General features: G+C 68.9%; 4 protein-coding genes (1 of these 4 only partly in view). All 4 read right to left on the bottom strand.

Going from position 1 to position 19,864, the window contains the following annotated elements; all coding sequences use genetic code 11:
- Positions 1-14: 14 nt before the first annotated feature.
- Complete coding sequence (locus tag ACRWNM_RS05405; RefSeq protein ID WP_431964527.1) at positions 15-776, bottom strand: ESX secretion-associated protein EspG; 762 nt, start codon at positions 774-776, stop codon at positions 15-17.
- Positions 777-808: 32 nt separating this feature from the next.
- Positions 809-2,875 (bottom strand): cell envelope integrity protein TolA, encoded by a 2,067-nt coding sequence (locus ACRWNM_RS05400; protein WP_431964092.1) that lies wholly within the window; start codon positions 2,873-2,875, stop codon positions 809-811.
- Positions 2,876-3,086: 211 nt separating this feature from the next.
- On the bottom strand, positions 3,087-3,749 hold the full coding sequence (locus ACRWNM_RS05395) for a hypothetical protein (RefSeq protein ID WP_431964090.1): 663 nt from the start codon (positions 3,747-3,749) through the stop codon (positions 3,087-3,089).
- A protein-coding gene (locus ACRWNM_RS05390) for a sigma factor-like helix-turn-helix DNA-binding protein (RefSeq protein WP_431964088.1) crosses the window boundary here: on the bottom strand, positions 3,749-19,864 show its 3' portion. Its footprint extends 36,954 nt past the window's final position; the window shows 16,116 of its 53,070 coding nt (coding positions 36,955-53,070); the start codon falls outside the window, past its right edge; it ends in the stop codon at positions 3,749-3,751. The genes ACRWNM_RS05395 and ACRWNM_RS05390 overlap by 1 nt, the downstream gene beginning before the upstream one ends.

The raw sequence follows: 19,864 nt of genomic DNA, 5'->3' as shown, positions 1-19,864 counted from the left end.
CGTATCGAGCCGAATCAGGCACGGTGCGAAAGTCTCTCGTCCTTGATGGTCTGGACGACCTTCGCGATCTCCTTGTTGATCATGATCACAAACTTCTTTTCGTCGACGGGTTGCGCGACCGGCGGCAGGTCCGGAGCGATCAGATATCTGCCGTCATCGGGCAGATCCCGCCATTTGAGCTCGAGGGTGAGCCGCCCGCGCGGACCGTACACCGAATAACCCTGGCTCACGCGCACCACCCCGCGCGACGCCGCGACCGTCTTTTCGAACCGTTCCCCGGACACCGGGGTGGAGCCGCCGCCGTAGGGGTCGTCCCACAGGCCGGAACTACTCGTGTCGACCATTTCTTCACTCTTGGGCACCGGCAACTTGATACTGCCCTGTTTTCCCGGTTCGACCTTCGGCAGTTCAGCCACCACCGCGTCGGCCAGCGCCAGCGGCTCGCATTCGGTGACGGTGAAACCGGCGGCGTGCTCGAAGGTCTTGCCGGTCACCTGCTTCAGCACGTACCCGCGGTCGCCACGCCGGACCGCGAGCACCCGGACCCAGCCTTCCGCGCGCTCGTACTCCCGCTCGTCGAATCCGCGCACTTCGAGAGCGATATCCGGTTGCAACACGGCCTCGGAAATCTCATCGAGCACCCGATCGTCCGTGCCCCGCCACCGTTCCCGAACAAGGTGCAACGCACGTTCGTATTCATCGGTGGTCTGCATTTCACAGATGTAGGTGAACGGATGCGGGAGAATCGTGCCCCCGGACCGTGACCACAGGGCCATGAACTCGGTGTCGGTGAATTTCCAAGTGCGACTCACTGTTCGACCACCGGCCTGACCACCTTCGGCGCCTCACCGAGCAGTTCGTCCAGGTGCTGGTCGGATTCGAGGTAGGCAGGGCGCTTGTAGTTCTGCTGACCCTGGCCCGCACCCTGACCCGCCGCACCGGCGGGGCCGGGGGAACCGGGCGTCGCCTGCATGGCTGCCCCGGCCCGGCCGAGCGAGCCGAGACCTGTTCCGGCGGCGGTCGCCGCCGTGGCGGCGCCCGCGCGGGGGAACAGCTTCGCGGCTTCGGTCAGACCCAATCCCTTTGCCAGGGAGCCGGGGCCAGGCCCGGGGCCGCCGAGTTTCGACGCCAGGTCGCCCACCTTCGGCATCCCGTTGGCCAACGCGTTCTGCGCGGCTTGCTGCGCGGCCGCCAGCGCCTCGGTCGCACCCTTCTGGCCACCCTGGAGGGCTTCCTGCACAGCCTGCTGCGCGGCCTGCAAACCTTGCTGAGCGGCCTGCTGCGCCGCCGACGTGGCTTCCTTCGCAGCGGCTTGCGCCCGCTGCTGCTTCTGGTAGGCCTCTTGCTCCGCGGCCGCGTCCTTGGCGCGCTGCTCGGCCTCGGCCTGTCGGCGCTCGTTGGCGGCCCGCTGCGTCTTCTCGTAGGCCTCTTGTTCGTTCGCGCGCCGGGCCGCGTCTTTGCGCTGTTGCTCGGCGAACTGCGCGGCCTTCCGCTGCTCGTCCGCTGCGTTCGCCTGTGCCTTCTTCTGCTCCGCGGTCAAACCGGGACCGGGGCCGGGGCCTGCCTTGGCTCTGGCAGGACCGGGGCCGCCAGGACCGGGACCGGGGCCGCCAGGACCGCCGGCTTGGGTTTTCGCCAGCGCCTGCTTTTCTTCCTCGGAGAGCTTGCCGTCGTTGTTCGTGTCCCCCGGGATTTTTTCCTTGTCATCGATCTTGCCGTCTTTGTTCGTATCCCGGGGATCGTAGATCGGCGGGACGTCCTTGAACGCATCCGTCGGGTAAACAAGGTTCGGAATACTCTTGGACGTGAAATTGACACCGCGCACATAGGTTTCGCCGAACATCTGCTGCCGGTCGGTCAACCAGTAAGTGGGGTCTTCATCTTCCGTCTTGTAGGGCGGGGCCCAATAGTGAGTATCCTGTAGGAACTGCGAGACGTGCTCGAGCAGGGAATGGTGCTGTGCGGCGGATGTCGCGAGCGGTTCGAGGGAGAGGCGATAGTTGTTCAGGGCAGTTTTGATCGCCTGTGCACCTTCACCCTCCCAGACCTTTTCCCCCGCAGCCGGGTTCAGGTGATTGACAATCTTGTTACCAAACTCCACACTCCACTCTTGGATTTTTTTTCCGATATGCTCCCATTCAGCAGCATCATCGGCGACCATATCCGCGACGACGCCACCCTCCAGGTACTGCCGGTTCGCATAAAGAGTAGCCCAAGGTTTATTTTGGACTTCCCCGATACCCGCGTTCCGAGTGCCCTTGATATCCGGCTGCTTCCGGTTATCCTTTACATGAAATCCACTCTCATAGTCACTAGCCGCCTTTTTTCGGGTGGTCGGCATCCCGTCTTCATCATAATTCCACCCTTTGCGATATTTGCCGTGATCACCCTCGCGCTGCGTGAGGGCACCCGGAGCCTTTCCGTCGGCGTAGTGCGTGTCTTGGAGTGGGGTCGTAATCCCGTCCAACTGACGGAGGAGATCCTCTACGTTGCCCTCCTCGGTTTTGGCCATGTTCTTGCCCGCCGCAACGACGGAGTCGAGCATGTCATCGAGGATCTTGTGGTGCGCGCCGAGGATGCGATACATCTCCTGGCCCTGCTTACCGAACACCTTGGCGAGCTCCGGACCCGAGGATATGGCGGGCGTGGACAGGTCGATCATGGACGAGACTGCCGTGGCATTCCCCCACAGGGAGAACAACTTCCATTGGAGATCCGAGATCGCCTGCCCCACAGCGATCGCCGCCTGCGGATCGAACTTGATCCAACCCGCGTCACCCGCACGTTTTTTGATGTCCGGCCAGGGATTGTTGGGTAGCGGGAGCTCCGGGATCGAAGGTCCCGAGCCCCCGCCGTCATCTTCCTTAGGTGGCATGCCTCGTACTCCTTGACTATCTCCGAAACTCCGGGACTGTCACGTGCGCCCGTGTGCCGTCTTACGTCCATCTTGTCACGGAATCACTGCCCGAACATATACGGACGACCCGTAAGCCCAAGCAACGCAAGAGGTCCGAGCGGTTCGCACATTATCGCTCGTTCGTTGCTATCCGAACATGGTGACCGCCAAGGAAATTCCTAAGGAACGGTTAGGAAATATGCGGATAGTGGATGCGGTCGTCGTCGGACAACTCGGTGATCCGGAGTTCGCCCGCTCCCCCGCAGATCGGGCACACCCGTGACCCCTGGCAGGTGCGGCAGCGGTGGCGACCGGTGGCGGTGGGCGCCTTGGTCCAGCCGGTGCCGTGGCAGGTGGGGCACAGGCCCTGGCCGTCGCATTCGTAGCAGAGGACGGCGCCGTCGCTGACGGTGTCCGGGGTGACGGCCGGGGCGGGGCGGTCGGGGGGTGGATCCGGCTGGTAGAGCTGGATGTTGGGGGTTTCACCGAGCAGGACGATGCCGCCGTAGCCGTCCTCGATGCGGGCTTGCAGACAGTAGCCCTCGCGATCGCCGCGGACGATGACGACGGTCGGGGCCTGCGGATCACGCTGGACCTGGACGGCCCAGCCCGCGGTGTGCAGCACCTGGGCGGCGCGGTCGGCGCGGGACGGATCCGGTGGGCCGGACAGGTTGGCGAGGGCCTCGAACCGGTGACGGGGCGGATCGGCCCAGTCCACCTGGCTGGGATGCTTCGGGATGACCACGTACGGTGCCGACCCGGGCACGAGCTGGGCACCGAACCAGCGCATCTGGCCGCGGAGGAACTCGGCGGAGCGGTCCAGCCACTCGCGCACGCCCTCGATCTCCGCCATTACCGTGCACCACCTTCGAGACCAGCCGTTGCCGGACGGTAACCGGCGGGCTTGTACACGATCACCATACGGTCGGTGGGCTGCGGCGGCGAGTATTTGGCCATGGCGTCCGGGTTGATCACATTGCTGGCTCCGGTGTCGATGGTGAACAGGTATTCGTCGCTGCCGTCGCCCTCGAACTCGGTGTGCTCGACCACCTCGAAGGCGGCCGCGAGCGAGGGCGGCAGCACGCGGCTGATGGCGAGCATGAGCTCGTCGCCCTGGATATGCCCGCGGTCGCCGGGTTCGCCACCCTCCACCAGTTCCGACTTCATGTCCCACTGGATTTCGATGTGCGCGCCGGGCACCAGGGTGTGCGGCAATTGCCGGGCCAGGGTGTCGTAGTCGGTGTCGCCGTAGTGGGCGCTGACATTGTTGATGTAGTAGCGCGCCACGCCGCCGTTGCCGCCGACATTGAGCACCGCGCCGTGCAGCAGCAAGTCGGCCCACACCATGAGCGAACCCGGGCGGGTCAGCGGACCGGCGTCGAGGATGCCGAGGTTGCGGCGGCGCTGGCCTGCGTCGGCGTAATCCATGGGCAGTTCGGTTTGCAGGATGAGGCCGCGACCGGAGGTGTCCCGTGCGGGCGTCAATTCGACCGCGAACCCACCGCGCCCGACACCCACGTCCACGGTGTGGCCGCCCTCGACCGCCGCGGGCACCGACGGGCGCGGCACGAACCGCACCGGATGGCTCTGCTGGGCGGGCAGTCGATACTGCGCGCGCGGACGGGAGAGCACGTCGACCGAGGACCGGCCGTTGGCCTCGTCATGGATCACCACGACGTATTCGATGTCCAGGCCGGCCGCTTCGGCGCCACGGTTGGCCCGGTCCATGGCGTGGAAGAAGTCGAGCATGGACATGGTCTGCCCGCCCGGATGGGTGGCGGTGGCCGGGAAGTACACCTCACCGGTGGACCGATCGAGCAGGCCGCCGACCCGGTCGGGCATCTGGGCGTAGGCGCGGGCCGCCTGGCGCATCCGGTCGAAGTCGATGGCCTGATTGATCTGCTGCATGTGGCCGGGGGTGTGCTGTACCTCGGTGATCGCGGCGTCCAGTGCGGCCGCCCGCCAACCCGGCGGCATCGGATCGTTGAAGGCGCGTTTGATCGGAGCCAGGGCGGCGACCAGGTCGTCGGCGCTGAACAGTTCGGCCGCTTCGAGCTGTTTGCGGATGGTGCTGACGTCACGGTTGGCGAAGATCGGCTCGAACAGGCGGCGGCACTGCTCCTCGCGCATCCTGGCATTGAGCGAAAGTTGTTCCGCCATCAGCACTTCGGAGGCGTGCTCGCCCGTCAGGAAGCGGGACAGCTGGCCGAGGTGGGTGAGCGCGGCCTCGTGGAACGCCGGGTCGGTCAGTGTCTTCCCGAAGATGGGCCGGAAGGCGACAGCGCCACCGTATTCCAGCCTGATCCGGCGCGAGAGTTCCGGATCGTGGGCGGCCAGCGCTTCCGCCGCCGGACCGGCCGGGTCCACGTCCATGCCCAGGTGCGCGATCAGGTCGTCGAAGTCGGCCCGGATCTCGGGGGTCAGCTTGCTGCGGGCGGGGTCGAAGATCGACTGGTCCAGCTGGGTGGCAAGCACTTTCAGTTCCGCAAAGCGCGGACCGGGGTGCTGGAATTCGGGGTCGGTCAGCTGCCGGATCCGGGTGAGCATGTGCGCGACGGCACGGGCCACGTCCCTGGTGCGCAGTCGGTCGGACAGGATGACGTCGAACGCGGCACCGCCGGGACGCAGCTGGAAGCTGCCGACTTCGCTCTCGAAACTGCTCTCGACCCGCACGTGCACCTGTCGGCCGTCGGGCAGTAGGAAGTGGCCGTCGCGGTGCCAGCCGGTCTCGACCGGCTGGATCGCCCGGAGCATGTTCGCGATCGCCTGCCTGGCCAGTTTCGGGGTCAGCACGCCGTCGTCGACCATGCGGCCGTTGCCGTCGAAGTTGCCTATGCCCTCGATGATTTCGCTGTAGCCGTCGGGCAGGGCGGAGGTGCGCGGTTGCGCCGGCTCGAGGTATTCCGGCTCGTCGGTCTCCGGCTGGCCATCGAGATACTCCGCCCCCTGGACCTCCCGGCCCGGCACGAGCGCTTCCGGCAGCGACGGGTCCCCACCCAGATACTCCGGCCCCTCGACCTCCCGGCCCGGCACGAGCGCTTCCGGCAGCGACGGATCGTCACCGAGATACTCCGGCCCCTCGGTGGTGGGCACGATCTGGGTCGGCGTCGCCCGATTCTGCCCACCGAGACTCGATTCGCTCACCTCGGCGGACGGCTCCGACACCTGCTGGTTCGCGGATACCTCGGACTCGGTGCTGCGCGGCTGCTCGATGCCGATCATGGTCGGCGCCTGGTCGAACGGCTCCGTGACGGCGGGGCTCGTGTCGATCATGGTCGGCTCGTGCGGCGCCGCAGGCGTGACCGACCGGGGCGGAGTGGGTGTACCCGGCGTGGGAATCGCGGTGATCGTCTCGGCCCCCGCGACCAACCCGGCCACCTCGCCGACCCCGAGCTTGTGCGCGATCCTGGCCAGATAGGTGGCTACGGTGTGCTCGGAAATCTCCAGCGCCGCGGCGATTTCGGTGTTCGACCGCCCCGCGGTACGCAGCGTGTACACCTCGGTTTCCCGGGGGCTCAACGCGGTACGCCCCTCGCCGGACTGCGGCCGCAGGGCGAACTCGGCGTCCATGGGCAGGATGCCCGCCCGCAGCGCGGTCGTCACCATGCCTGCCCGGCCGCTGATGCCCAGCGCGCGGCCGATCCGGACCAGGTGGTTCTTCACCACGGACTCGGTGGTGTCCAGGGCCAGCCCGATCTCCTTGTTCGACCACCCGTCCGCGACCAGAGCCAGGACCTCGAGCTGGATGTCGTCCAGCGCGTCCGGGTGCAGCCCGCCCTCGAGCTTCATGGCGACATCCGGATCCGAGAACGGCAGGATCCCGCTGCGCACGCCGATCGCCGCCATCGCGGCCCGATCGCCGGTGCCGAGCTTGACGGCGATGCTGGTCAGGTGGGTGTGCACCGTGTAGTCCGCGAGCGTCAACCGCTCCGCGATCTGCTTGTTGGTCAGGCCCGCCGCCACCAGGTCCAGCACTTCGACTTCCCGCGGGGTGAGATCGCGGTGGGTGATCAGCGCATCGGGGTGGGCCTCCGTAGCGGCGGCGTGCTCGGCGCTCGGCAACAGCGCCCTTCCATCGGCGCCGTAGGCGATCGCGGAGATCTTGCGAGACCCGGGCGTGACCGTGCCGGGCACGTGCTCGCGCCACGCGCCGTCGTCGACATTGGGATCGCTGACCATGACCTGGCCGTCGACCAGCCGCCACAGGGTCAGGTGCGCGACATTCATGCCGCCGATCGAGTACTCCTCGACCATCAGCATCGCGGTGGCCGGGTCGTCGGGGTCGGTCAGGCGCGCGGCGATCGCGTCTCGCGAATCGGCGGGTCGCATCCGGCCGTGCGCGTACTGTTCCTCGACCTCGAGCGCGGTCCGACCGGACAGTTTCGCCTCGGTGGGCACGGTGACATCCAGCCCGGCCGCGCGGCCGGTGCGCATGGTTTGCCGGACGCAGTCCTCGGCAGGCCGCGGATTCGGCAGCGGCGCACCGGCTTCGGGTAGGTCGAAGCCCGTCCCGCCATCCGAAGTGTCCGAGGCCGCGCGCGGGCCGGGTACCTGGCCGCTCGGTTCCGGACCGGCGGCCGGGGCACCCGGACGGCGGATTCGCTCGGCGAAACGCCGCAGGAAACTCCGCTTCGCCGCGGGGCTCTCGGGTTCCGCTGAGCGGCCCTCGATCTCGGCCTGCGGTTCGACAGCCGCGGTGGGCGTGCTGTCGATCTCCGGATTCGGGGTGTGCAGCTCGACGAGCGCGGCCGGGACGAGCGGCGCGATCCGGGCCGACCCGTCCAGCAGCAGCTGGGCGATACGCTCGGCCACCTGGTCGGGGCTGGCGCCGGTCATGCCCTGGAACCACCGGGACAGCACATCCGTGGGGTGACCGGCGTGATTCGGCGGCGCGACCCGCCAGCCACCCGCACCGTCGGCGTGCAACCGCAGCGTGCAGGACACCGCTCCGATGGGCAGGTTCGTGTCGACGAATTTGCCTGCGGGCCGATCGCTGAAATCCCGGATCGGGAGCGGGATCTGGCGGGTGACCAGCCGGTGGCTGACCGCGGCCGGATGCGGCTCGGTGATCGACGGGTCCGCCTGCACCATCCGGAAGCCGACGCGCTCGAACCCGTGGGTCACTTCGGCATGGGCGGTACCCGCGGCGATGAAGGCATCCGGCCCGAGCAGCTCGAGCCATTGCCGGAGATCGAGATCGAAGGTGAAGTCCGGATCCACCTCGCTGCGCAGCCGATAGCGCAGATAGTGATCCAGCAGCACCGGCGCGACCTCGTCGTAGCGCGGCGCGCGGAACATGCCCTCGGCGTCGTCTTGCAGCATGTCCGCGACGACGACCTCGCCGTCGGGTCCCCGCGTGACCGACAGGTATTCGAGTTCGTGCGATCCCCGCCACAGCACGCCGTCGAAATCGGGCTGCTCCAGCTCGAGATCACGCAGCAGATCGACGTGCTCGCCCGGTTCGGCGAGCACCAGCAACCGCGGATTGTCGCTGCCCGGATACGGCGGGAGCAGGGCGAACCGATCCGCGAGCGGGCCCTCGTCGACAACCCGTTGCGCGCCTGGGTTTTCGGCCAGCACGCGGTCGAGCTCCCGGCCGAACACACCGGAGTCGAGACCGGGTGTCTCCAGCTCGGAGGCGGTGGCCGCTTCGATCGCGGCCGTCAGGGCGTCGAGCGCGGGCTGAGCGGCCGAGTCCTCCTCGATGTCCCACGGCAGCCGACGGTTCAGGTCCCCGCTGGCGAAACGGGCGAGATCCAGGGCGATCTGGGCATCCACCAGACCGGTCCCGGCCAGATAGGCGCGCACCGCCGCGAGCCGCTCCGCCGCGCTGTCCTCGGCGGCCAGGTAGGCCTGCTCGGCCGGGCCGAGCGGTACGAACGCGCCCTGGGCGCGCTGGGCGCGCAGCTCCTGAATAGCCTCGACGAAGCGGGCGGCGTACAGGTCCAGCAGCGCATCCGTCTGCTCCGCGGGCGGGGCGACGGTTTCCGGTGCGGGCGTGTCCGCCGTCGGCGGAATGGCGTGCGCGCGATCCCATTCCGAATCGAAGAAGGTTTTCAGGTCGACGCCGTCGACAACCGGGCCGAGCGCCGCCAGCTGCTCCCGAACGGTACGGGCTGCGAACCGGTAGGCCACCGCGTGCGTCGCCGCCTGCGGCACCTGGTTGTCGTTGCGGAGGCCGTCGTACTTCGACTCCACCGAATAGACGTTGCGCAGCAGGTTTTCGGCGTGGTCGTAGGCGGCATGGTAGGCCTGCGCCAGCGGGCTGCCGGTGTAGCGGCTGTAGCCGTGCACTTCGCGGCGGTGGTGGAACCGGCGGGCCTCGGCCTCGGCGCGCAGGTCCAGCATCGCCGTGACGTAGCTGTCACGGCCCTCGGTCAGCAGGACCAGCGGGTCACCATCCGAGCGCGTCGCCTGCGCCAGGTGCGCCGCGACGACCAACTGCTCGGCATGGGAGACGGAGCCACGGCCGAAGGGCAGCACCAGGGTGTTGGTGACGGCGTCGTAGCCCGATTCGCGGGTGAGGTTCTCGCGACCGGCGTCGGTCGTTCCGATCTGGTCGAAGCCGAACCGGATCCGCACGCCAAGGCGCTCCAGGGTCCGCATGGCCCAGCGACCGGTCTCGGTCGACTGCAATTCGGCTCGGACGCTGGTCATTTCGCGGTTGGCCGTGCGCTCCAGCGACGGCAGCACGGCCCGGTCGGCGATCTCCAGATCGGACGGGACCGCGGCCTCTCGGCGTGGGCGACCGTTGATGTCGTCCATGGCGCGGCCCACCGCCGCGGCGCGCGCGTGCGCCCCCTGCCACAGTTCGGTGAGCTCGACCAGCGCGCCCATCTGCTCCCGGCTGTGCGTGGGCCACATGCGGACCTCGGAACGCAGGAAGTGATCGGACATCACGTCGAGCACGTAGTGCAGTCGCGCCACCCGATCCGTGGTGTCGGGCATTGCGGCGACCTTCGTCGCGGTCATCGCGTGCACTTGGTCCTGGACCTGATCCCAGGCCGTCTCGAGCGCGTCGATCTCCCGTTGCAGCGCCGCGGTGATCCGCATCAGGCGCTGCCGCTCGCGCACCTGCCGCTCCGTCAGCTCGAGCCCGCGGCCCATGCCCCGGCGGCTCTCCCACTGGCTCTCGAGGGTCTCGCGCAGATCCGTCGCGGTGATGAACTCCGCGCTCTCCAGCAGCGCGTCGACCCCGGCCACCCGCCGGGCGCGGCTCGCCAGCGCGTCATCGGTGCCTGGGGCCACCTGCGCGCTGTCGTAGGCGGCGAAGTAGCGGGCGAACAGGGCCTGCTGGAACGCCAGGTCGGCTCGGTCGACGCCGAGCAGGTCGGTCCGCGCGAAACCGGCGTCCTGCACCTGTTGATCGAATTCGGCCCGCCAGGCGATCGCGGTGGCCTCCGCGCGCAGCCACGGCTCCACGAACGCGTCCCGGTCCATATCGCGGATCAGCATGGGTTCGGTTTCCACCGCGTCGGCCGCGACGGCCTGCATCCGGGCCGCGTGCGCGAGCACCTGCTCCGCCACGGCGACGAGGCCCCGGCCGGTGGTGTCGATGGTGATCTGGCGGATGCGGCCGTGGAAGTGATCACGGTCGCCGAACTGGACGTGGGCTTCGGCGTTGTGCAGGACCGCCATGGCCTCCTGGCCGATGGCGGTGCGGAACAGCAGTTCCCACACCGGGTGGGTGGCGTCACCGGGCAGGCCGACGACCGTCGGACCCAGCAGCGGGTCGGGCGGTTGCGCAGCCAGCTTCACCCGCGTGGTCCGCGGCTCGTCGGCGAACGGGTCGTCCGGGTCCGGTTGCGCGCCATCCTGATCCGATGCGGTCGCGCCGATCAGCAGGTTGTCCTCCGGGAGCGGCGCGGTGCGATCGCCGACATTCTGGACGACCTGGCCGTTGCGCCAGACCACCGCGCGGGTGGCGGCTGTCTCCGCGCGGGAGCCGCCGGTCAGCTCGGCCAGCGAGACCCGGTCGCCCGCGGCGGTCCGGAACCAGGCCAGCCCGTCGCCGTCCGGCTTGCCCGCATAGGTGACGCGCTGGCCGTCGACCTCGAAAACGTTGTCGCCCAAGTACTTCACCGTGTACGCGTGCGCACCGATCCCGGTCGCCTGGTCGGCGGTGTGGCGCTGGTCGAACACCCACGCCATCGCACCCGGGCCCGCCTGGTTGATCAGGCCTTCGACGAGGTTCGCGTGCACCTCGTGCGGCCCGGCGGTATCGAACCCTTCCGGCCGCGCCCCCCGCAGCAGCCCCCGCACATCCCGCCAGCGCCGCCCGGACGGACTCCGGGTTTCCGGATCCGGCAGCCCCGCGACATCACCCTGATCCGCGACCACCCGCCCCAGGGACTGGTCGACGCAGTCGGCGATCGGCAGGTCATCGGGTTCGGCTGGAATCAGCTGTGGTGCAACGACATCCGGTTCGCTGAACCCGTGCACACCATCGGAGAGCGGCCCGGCGTCCGTCACGGCCGGTAGCACCGCCGCGACCACGGCCGCCACGTCGAGATTCCGGTTCAACCGGAGGACGGCCCGATGCTGCCGCTGCTCGACCACATGCTCGGGCAGGGCGAGTGCGGCAGCGATATCGGCGGTCTTCTCCTTCAGAATGAAACGCTGCTCGATCAGGGTCCAGTCGGCCTCGGAGAGGTGCCGCGCAGCCTGCCGCAAGGCGCCGGGGTCGGCGGCCAAGTCGCGCACCCGGCGCAATTCGGCGCTGTCGCGAGTCTGCGCGGGGATTCGCGCGTCCGGATCGGTCGCGAGCAGCTCGACCAGTTTGGCGATCGCCCGCGTTCGCACCTTGCTGGTCGCCTGTGGGGAGATGTCCAGTGCGGCCGCGATTTCGGTGTGCGACCAACCGTCGAGGAACATCATGACCGCCGTGCGCTGCTGCGGGGTCAGCAGATCCATGCAGTCCAGGAAGTTTTCGTCGTTGGCCTGCCAGGCGGTCACGACCGTCGCGTCGGCGCCGGTGACCACAATCGCCCCGGACAGCTTCTTGACCATCCGTCCGACGGCCAAGACCTCCCGCTCGGCCAGCCGGTCCTCGCTGATGCCCAGGTCCGCCGCGGTATCGGCCGACGTCATGCCCTGCATGATGCGGCGTCGAATGATCCTGGCGCCCTGGGTATCCAGCGACCGGACCGCGCTGCGCACCCCGGCGGTATCATCCCGCTGCATCTTTTCCAATGCCAGCAGGGCTTCGGCCGGCGACATCCACACCACCGCGGCAGGCTGGGCCAGCGCCTCGACCATCTGCCGAATCGCTTCCGCACGCAACACCTGCACCGCCGCCGCATCGACCGACAGATCGACCGCGATCGCCGCGGGCCGCAGCCCTTGCAGAGTCAGGTCGAGGCAGGTGCGCTGCTGTTCGGTGAGCGTGCCCAGGGCCCGGCGCCAGGCGCCGCCGCCCTCCTGCTGCGCCGCGACCACCACCGCCGCGTCCGCGAACAGTTCGGGGTCGGCGCGGCGATCCGCCCACACCGCTTCGAGGCCCGGGTGTCCGATGGCCGCAATCGATTCCGCGAACCGGACCACCGCGCGCCGGACCTGCTCCGGGTCAACACCGGCCGCCGCGGCGACCTCCGGCAGCGACGACTGGCTGCGGAAGCGCAGCAGCAGCTCCCGCTGGTGCGCGTCGAGCCGACGGAAGCCGTCGTTCAGTTCCGCCTGGGTCGCCGTGGCGAGCGCCGCACCTTCCAGACAGGTCGCCGGGCGGCCGCTGAACTGGGCGAACGCGCCTTGCAACCGCCGGTGCAACTGGAGCGCCGCGTTCTTGGTCGGCTGCGCGGCCGGACGCGGATCGTGCGCGGCGCCGTTCCAGCCGCGGAGTCCCCCGGCGGCCTGCGCAATGTCCGCACCCGTGAGATGCGGCACCACGGTCGCACCGATCGCACCGCCGACAGCGGCGCTGCGCGCGGCATCCCAATTCACAGCAGCGGCGATCCCCGAACCCGTGAGGTTCGGCGCAGCAGTGGCACCGATCGCACCACCGATCGCGGCCGCGTGCGCGGCATTCCAATCCACAGCGCTGTCGCCCGTGCGGTGCGGTGCGGCCGTGGCGCGGGACAGGTCCAGGCTGATCGGAGCCACCTTGCCGGTGCCCTTGGCGAGGTTCTTGTCGTAGTGGACGGTGTGGTCGGCAACCGGGGCGAGAGTGGTGGGTGCGTTGGCCGCGGCGGGGTGATCGGTGAGTACCTCGGCGACGGCATGCAGGATGCGGGCCGACTCGGGGTTCGGCATCAGGGCTGCGAGGGCTCGCAGACGCTGCGGGGCAACGATTTCAGCGAGTCGGTCGGCGTCGGCCGCTTGGTCGAACGGTGCGCCGTGCGCGTCCCACAGCAGGTGTTCGTGCAGGGTGAGCTCCAGGACACCCGCGTGGTCGCCCTGGTTGGGTACCCGGACGGGCATCAGGATCTGCGCGTGCTCGCCCTGGGGCAACATCAGCTGGAAGGCCTGCCACAGGGTGCGCAGTTCGGCGTCCGCCGTGAGGGCCTGCGGGTGGGTCTGTCCCCAGTCGGTCAGCGTCGTGCTGACGATCTGGTTGGCGCCCAGCGGCGGCGCGAGCTCGACAATGCCGTGCGCGTTGTAGCCACGTGCCATGAGCAGCCACTTGAGTGCGTAGGCGGCCTCGGCGTAGGCGGCGCGGGCGGAGCTCGGATCGACCGCCGGTTCGGCGGTCGCGGGTTCGAGTGTGGCTCCGGCGGTGTTGGGCACCAGGGCCGCGGTGAGAATCGCGTTGCCGCGCACCGCGAATCGACCGTGCATCTCGGTCAGCGGCAGGCCGTCTCTACCGGTGGCCCCCACCATCAGCTGCACGTGGAACGTACCGGCCTCGATGTCGAAAGTGACCAGCGAGCCCTGGAAGACATGGTTCAGGCGCAGACTCTGGTCACCGGTCGCGGTGTACCAGGCCTTGAAGATGCTCTCCTTGACCGAGAACAGCACCTTGTCCCAGGCCACGCCGCTGTCCGGTAGAAAGTCCAATTGCTCCTGCACCCAGAGCAATTCCTCGACTCGGCCGGTGCCGTACATCATCTGCCGGACGGACCGGTTGTCTTCGGCGTCGATGCCGACTGCCCGGAACTGCTCGGCGTCGGCCACCACCGCGGCGTAGTAGTTGAGCTGGGTGGCCCGGTCGATCATCTTGTTGGTGAGGCTGCCGACCAGCCCTTCCGGGAACACCGGTTCGCCCAGCGGGCCGCGCGCAATCTCGACCTCCCCGTGGCCGCGCTCTGCCAGCGCACGCCGGGCGGCGGTGCGTGTATTCGCTCTCTCCCGCACAAAGCCCGGCGTCGACGTCTCCTTCAGGAGGACGGCGGCCTCCCCCGGCAGCAGGGTCGCGGTCGGATCGTCGCCGACGATCTCGTAGGTGGACAGCTCGGGCAGCAGCTGACCGATGAGCGAAGCCGGTGTCTGGCGGAGTCCGTCGGCGACCCCATCCTGATTCGCCTGGGCGTCGGCCAACTCGTAGGCGCGGTTCTTGCTGGCGTCGACACCGAGGTCGGCGGCGTCGAAGATGTCCTTCGGGGTGAGGCCGGGCAGGATCTCGGTGACCCCGACGTGCAGGCCCATACCGTGGTAGGCCGCTTCGCCCGGGTGCTTCGGATGCTCGATCACGTCCAGGCCGTGCTCGGCGGTGTAGGCGGCGACCCGGGCTTGGATATCGGCGAGGACGCCGGTCAGCGTCTGTTGGTCGATGCCGATGACAACGGCGGCGAGTTCGTCACCGCCGGTGCGCATCGGCACGACGGCGCCGCCGACCGCGTCGAGGGCGTAGCGGAAGGCCTCGGCGATGCCGCGGAAGTGCACGTTGGCGGCCTCTGCCCGGTTGTTCATCACCGCGTTGAGGCCGCTGAGGTTGGCGATATCAGCGGACAGGAAGAACGCGGGCACGCCGGTTTCGGCGACGAACTGCTGGGCGCGCAACACCTCGGCGGTCTTCACGCCGGAGAGCCGGGCGTCGTAGAAGTCGGTGACCTCGTCCCGGCCGACCGGGCGGTACATCGCCTCGGCCACCAGCTCCGGGGTCAGCTCGCCCAGCGCATGCAGACCCTCGGCGAACGCGAAGCGGCGCAGTTCATCCGGTGACGGGTAGGCGGCGAGCGCGGGTAGGTTGCGGTTCAGTCCGCCGAGGTCGAGTCCTGGCGTCGGCGTTTCAGGTCCGCGCGCAGTTCGGCTTTGGCCGCTGCTCGCTTCTGCGCCAGCTCGCGTTCCAGTTCCTGGATCCGTCGCGCCCGCTGTTCCGGTGTCAGCCCGGTCAGCCCCAGTCGCTCGTCGCGGCTCTCCTGCGACATCGGTCCTCCCGTTCTTGCTGGCGTCGACGCCGAGGTCGGCGGCGTCGAAAATGTCCTTGGGTGTCAGGCCCGGCACGATCTCGGTGAACCCGACATGCAGGCCGACACCGTGATAGGCCGGGTCGCCCGGATGCTTCGGGTGCTCGATCTCGCTGAGCCCCTCCTGCCGAGCATAGGCAGTGACGCGCCGATTCACCTCGGCGGTGATCTCGGTCAGGGTCCGCTCGTCGAGGCCGAGCACGATCGCGCCGACCTCGTCACCGCCGGTGCGCATCGGGATCACCACGCCGCCGGAGTCCTCGAGCGCGGTACGGAACGCGGTGGCGATGCCGTTGTAGTAGACGTTCGCGGTCTCGGCCTGGTTGTTGCAGAACGCGTTGAGCCCGCTCAGGTTGGCCACATCCGCCGAGACGAAGAACACGGGCACACCGGTGTACGCGGCGAAGTTCTGCGCCCGCAACACCTCCGCCGTCTTCAGCCCGGACACCCGCGCGTCGTAGAACTCGGTGACCGCGTCGCGCCCGACCGGCTCGTACAGCGCGTCGGCCACGGCCTCCGGCGAGGAGAGGTCCGTTTCGCGAACCTTCTGTTCGAATTCGGCGTGGTGCACGTCATCCGGGGACAGGTAGTCCGGAGTGGGGTCGCTGTATGTGGCGCCGGACTCCCCCAGCCACGGGACCACGATCGAATCGTGCAGCTGCCGCCACGCTCTGGTCACCCGATCCGCGTCCGGTCCCAGGTCGGGATCGGTGTAGCGCAGGGTGACGCCGTCGCCGTCACGGGTGAGTTCCAGGGTGACCCGGCCGGGTTCGCCGCCGACCGGGTGCAGCGAGACGGTCACCGTGGCGCGGTCTCCGGTGGTGGCGATGTCGGTGACGTCCAGCCAGAAGTCCGCGCCCCAGCCTCGGAACACCATGGCCGCGAGCTGATCACCGCGGGCCATCAGCTCCGCGACGGTGGCGAAAGGCAGTGCCGGACGCCATATTCCGTGCTGCTGCTGCACGCCGTGGACGACGGTATCGGTGGTGTCCACCCGGGCCTCGCTCAGCACGGCGCGCAGCTGGGCGGTGAACAGTGCTTGCCGCTCCGGGTCCAAGAAGGCTCCGCTCATCGGAATGAGCTCGGTGAGCTTGCCGTTCTCGATCACCCAGTGGCCGAAGGCGATCGGGCCGTCCGATGCGTCGGCGTAGCTGCTGTAGAGCAGCTGATGCAGTTGCACGTCCCGCGGATCCAGTTTGCCGACGACATCGTCGACGGCGACACAGCGGATATCGCTCGGGTCGGCGCCGATGAGGAAGGACACGCCCTTCGGGCCCGAACTGTAGGGCTGGTTGTTCTGGTCGTAGAAGACACCGCCGCGCAGCTGGAGCTTGCCGATATCGATGCCGTCGGTCAGCTCGGGCCGGTAGGAGTTCGGCGACTTCGGCTCGGCTACCTGGTAGCCGGTGCCAGGTCCGGGGGCGACATCGTCGGTGTCGGTTTCCGGGCTCGCGGGTGTATCGCCCTGGGGCGCGGTCGGATCGGTTGGCTGCGCCGGATCCGGGTCGGTCCCAGGACCGGGGTCGCTGTCGGCGATCGGCATGATGAACCAGATCGCTTTGCCGCGGCCGTTGGCCAGGGGCGCGTAATCCCAGGCGTCGGTCTCGGTGTGCAGGATCTTGATGCCGCGACCGCGTTCAGAGTTGGCTGCGGCATCCTGCTTCTCGGCTTCGGTCGGCTCGGCGGCGGCCGAGGAATTGTTGTCCCCGGTTTCGGCGGCGGCCTCGGCGTCGTCCACCGCCGCTGCCAGCTCAGCCAGGTCCATCCCCGCGAAGCCGTCCTCATCCAGATTCGCCAGCAACGCGTCGACATCGGCCTGCTTCGGCGTCTCCACAGCCGACTCGGCGTCGTCCACCGCCGCCGCCAGCTCAGCCAGATCCATCCCCGCGAAGCCGTCCTCATCCAGATTCGCCAACAGCGCATCGCCATCAGCCTGCTTCGGCGTCTCGGGCTCGGGCTGAGCGGCCTTCTGTGCGGCCGCCTGCTCTGCCAGGCGGCGTTCCTCGGCTGCCGTGACCCGGTCCACCATCAGGTTGGCGCTCTCGCGGATCGGGCCGCTCGGCGGGTGATCGGCGACGTTGTCGATGCTCTGCACCACGAGGTGGCCGGTGCCGGGCAGCACGCGCAGCGTGATCTGGACCGGTCCGGTGCTGTGCTCCACCGAGTTCGCCACGGCCTCGCTGGTCGCCAACCACGCCATTTGGAGGTGGACGTCATCATCGGCGCTCCAGCCGATCGCCGCGAGCTGATCGCGCAGCCAGTGCCGCCCGATCGACGCCTGCACTCGACGTTCGCCCTTGACGCGGTCGTTCTCGTGGAGGTCCTCGGGGCGTTCGGTATCCGTAACCTCCTCGCCCACGGTGGTTTCCGCATAGTGGCCGGGATGCCCCTCGAATGCGGCACCCGACTCGGCGAGCCACGGCAGGATCACCGATTCGTGCATTTCGACGAAGGCGTCGGCGAGCCGGATGGGGTCTGAGCCCGGCTGGAAGGCGGGGTCCTTGGTGTCCACACCGGCGTAACCCAGATCGAGGTCCCAGTACCGCATCGTGGTGCCGTTCGCGTCGCGGGTGAATTCCAGCGTGACCCGGCCCGAGCCGCCGCGCGCAAGGTCGAGCGCCAGCGTCACCGAAAGCGTGTCGATCGGTCCGTCGGCGGTGGCGCCGTGCTGCATGTCCACGCTCTCGACACGCACCGCGAAATGCGTTCCGGGACCGATCAACTGGAATGCCTGCGCGCCGTTCCCATCGAGCAGATCGCCGACCGAGATGGTCGGGGTGCCGTCGAGCCGCAGGCTGGGAACAGTGAGGTCCCCGGAGAACCGGACGGCGCCGAGATCCACATTGTGGCGTGCCAATTCGAACTTCAGGTTCGCGGCGAAGGTCGGATCCGTGCTCGCCTGCTGGAAGGTCGTGCTGAACGGCTGGACATGGACGAGCCTGCCCTCGACGATCTTCCAGTCGCCGAACGCCGCCGGTCCCGCGTCGATATCGCTGTAGGTGCTGTACAGCGCGGCGTGGTTGGCGTTGGCTGAAGTCCGGAACTCACCGTCGGCACCCATGATGAAGAAGTCGCCGTCCGGGTCGATCGTGTTGTACAGCGCGTTGTCCGGACCCCAGCGGAACAGCCCGTCGGCACCCAGGCGAATGATGCGGTAGTCCGTTTCACTCGCCGTCTGCGGCCGGTAGGCGTCGTCGTCGCTCGGCCGCGCGACCTCGTATTCGTCGCGGCTCGGCACCGGTCCGGCCAGCGGTTCCGGCGCCCGTTCGGGCTCGGCCACCGGATCGGGATCCACTGGCGCGGGCGGATTCTCGTCGAACTCGAACCACACCGTCTTGGCGTTCCCCGCGTCCGGCGCGACGTCACCGTCCTCGACCTGGTGCCAGCCCGCGCGCTGCGCCAGCGATTTCAGCAGCATCACGCCACTGATGTCGTCACCCGCCGGTTCGACCGGTAATTGTGAACTGCCATCGGTCATTTCGACACTGATCGAGCGATCGCCGACCGGCCCGGACACCCGCACCTCGAGCGTCCCGTCCCCATCGGTATGCGCCCGGGCGTTGCGCGCCAGTTCCTCGGCCAGCAGGCCGGAGGAGACCACATCCTCCGACACCCGCCAGCCGGGCATCAGCAGCGGCGTCAACCGGCCCGCCAGCTCGATATCCGCCGGACTGTCCTGCCGCACCGGCATTTCCAGGCTGATGGCGGGGTTGCCGGGGGCGCCGTTCACGGTGACGACGATGGCGCTGTCGCTGCCCTCCGGTGTCATCGCGACGCGGACGCGTCCGCCCGTCGGCGAATCGGAGGTCTCGACCTCCACCTGTCCGCCCGCGCGCAGGACATCCACCAGCACCGCGGCGACCACCGGCACGGAGGCGGTGTCGCCGCGGGCGTCCAGCACTTCGGATACCCGGGCCAGAGCGGCGGCGACGTCCGGATCGGCGCCCGGCGGTCCTTGCGCCACGGCCTCGTCGGCACCGATGTTGTAGGCGGGCCGCACCGCTGGATCGGACGGGAAGGAGTCGAGGGGGCGGACCGGTTTGCCCGCGTCGTCGAAGACGATGCCGGACAGCGCCACAACGCCCGGTCGGGTCGAACCCCACTGGTAGGCGCGCCAGGTCTTGGTGCGTGGGTCGAACTCCATGATAATGCCGTTACGCATGGCCATGACGTAGGCGTGCGCGCCGATGCCATTGGCGTCGGGACCGGCGTAGTGCTCGACGACCAGGATCTCCGACGCCGGATCGCGGCCGTCGAGCAGGCGAAGGGCGATCGCGTCGCGGGAGGTCAGGCGTTCCAGACGGCCACCGGCGTGCAGTTCGGCCTCGTCGGCGGTGCGCCCCACGAGGCCCGGCGGTTCCGTGAACGGCAGGATGTTGCGGTCCGGCTTGCCGCGGCCGATCGCGTTCAGCGACTCGTCCAGGCAGTCGTTGTCGGTGATCTCGGTCTGGTCGGCCGGTGCGTGGGCCTGCGTGCCGTCCGGCGCCGGCACACCGCGGACGGTCGCGGCGTCGCGGGCCGCGGTGATGTGCGCGATGGTCGCCAGACCCTCTGTGGGCGTGTGGGTTTCGGGGTCGGCGAAACCGAACCAGCGCAGGTGGGCCTGCTCGGCGGGGTTGTCGACGGC

The organism is Nocardia sp. bgisy134 (assembly GCF_965341865.1).
Lineage (GTDB): Bacteria > Actinomycetota > Actinomycetes > Mycobacteriales > Mycobacteriaceae > Nocardia.
The sequence above is the reverse complement of the archived record's forward strand: the minus strand, read 5'-3'. Positions and strand labels throughout refer to the sequence as shown.

Excerpts from the sequence above, each read along its gene's own strand:
- ACRWNM_RS05400 (WP_431964092.1), bottom strand. The coding sequence starts at position 2,875 with ATGCCACCTAAGGAAGATGACGGCGGGGGCTCGGGACCTTCGATCCCG.
- ACRWNM_RS05395 (WP_431964090.1), bottom strand. The coding sequence starts at position 3,749 with ATGGCGGAGATCGAGGGCGTGCGCGAGTGGCTGGACCGCTCCGCCGAG.
- ACRWNM_RS05405 (WP_431964527.1), bottom strand. The coding sequence starts at position 776 with ATGGCCCTGTGGTCACGGTCCGGGGGCACGATTCTCCCGCATCCGTTC.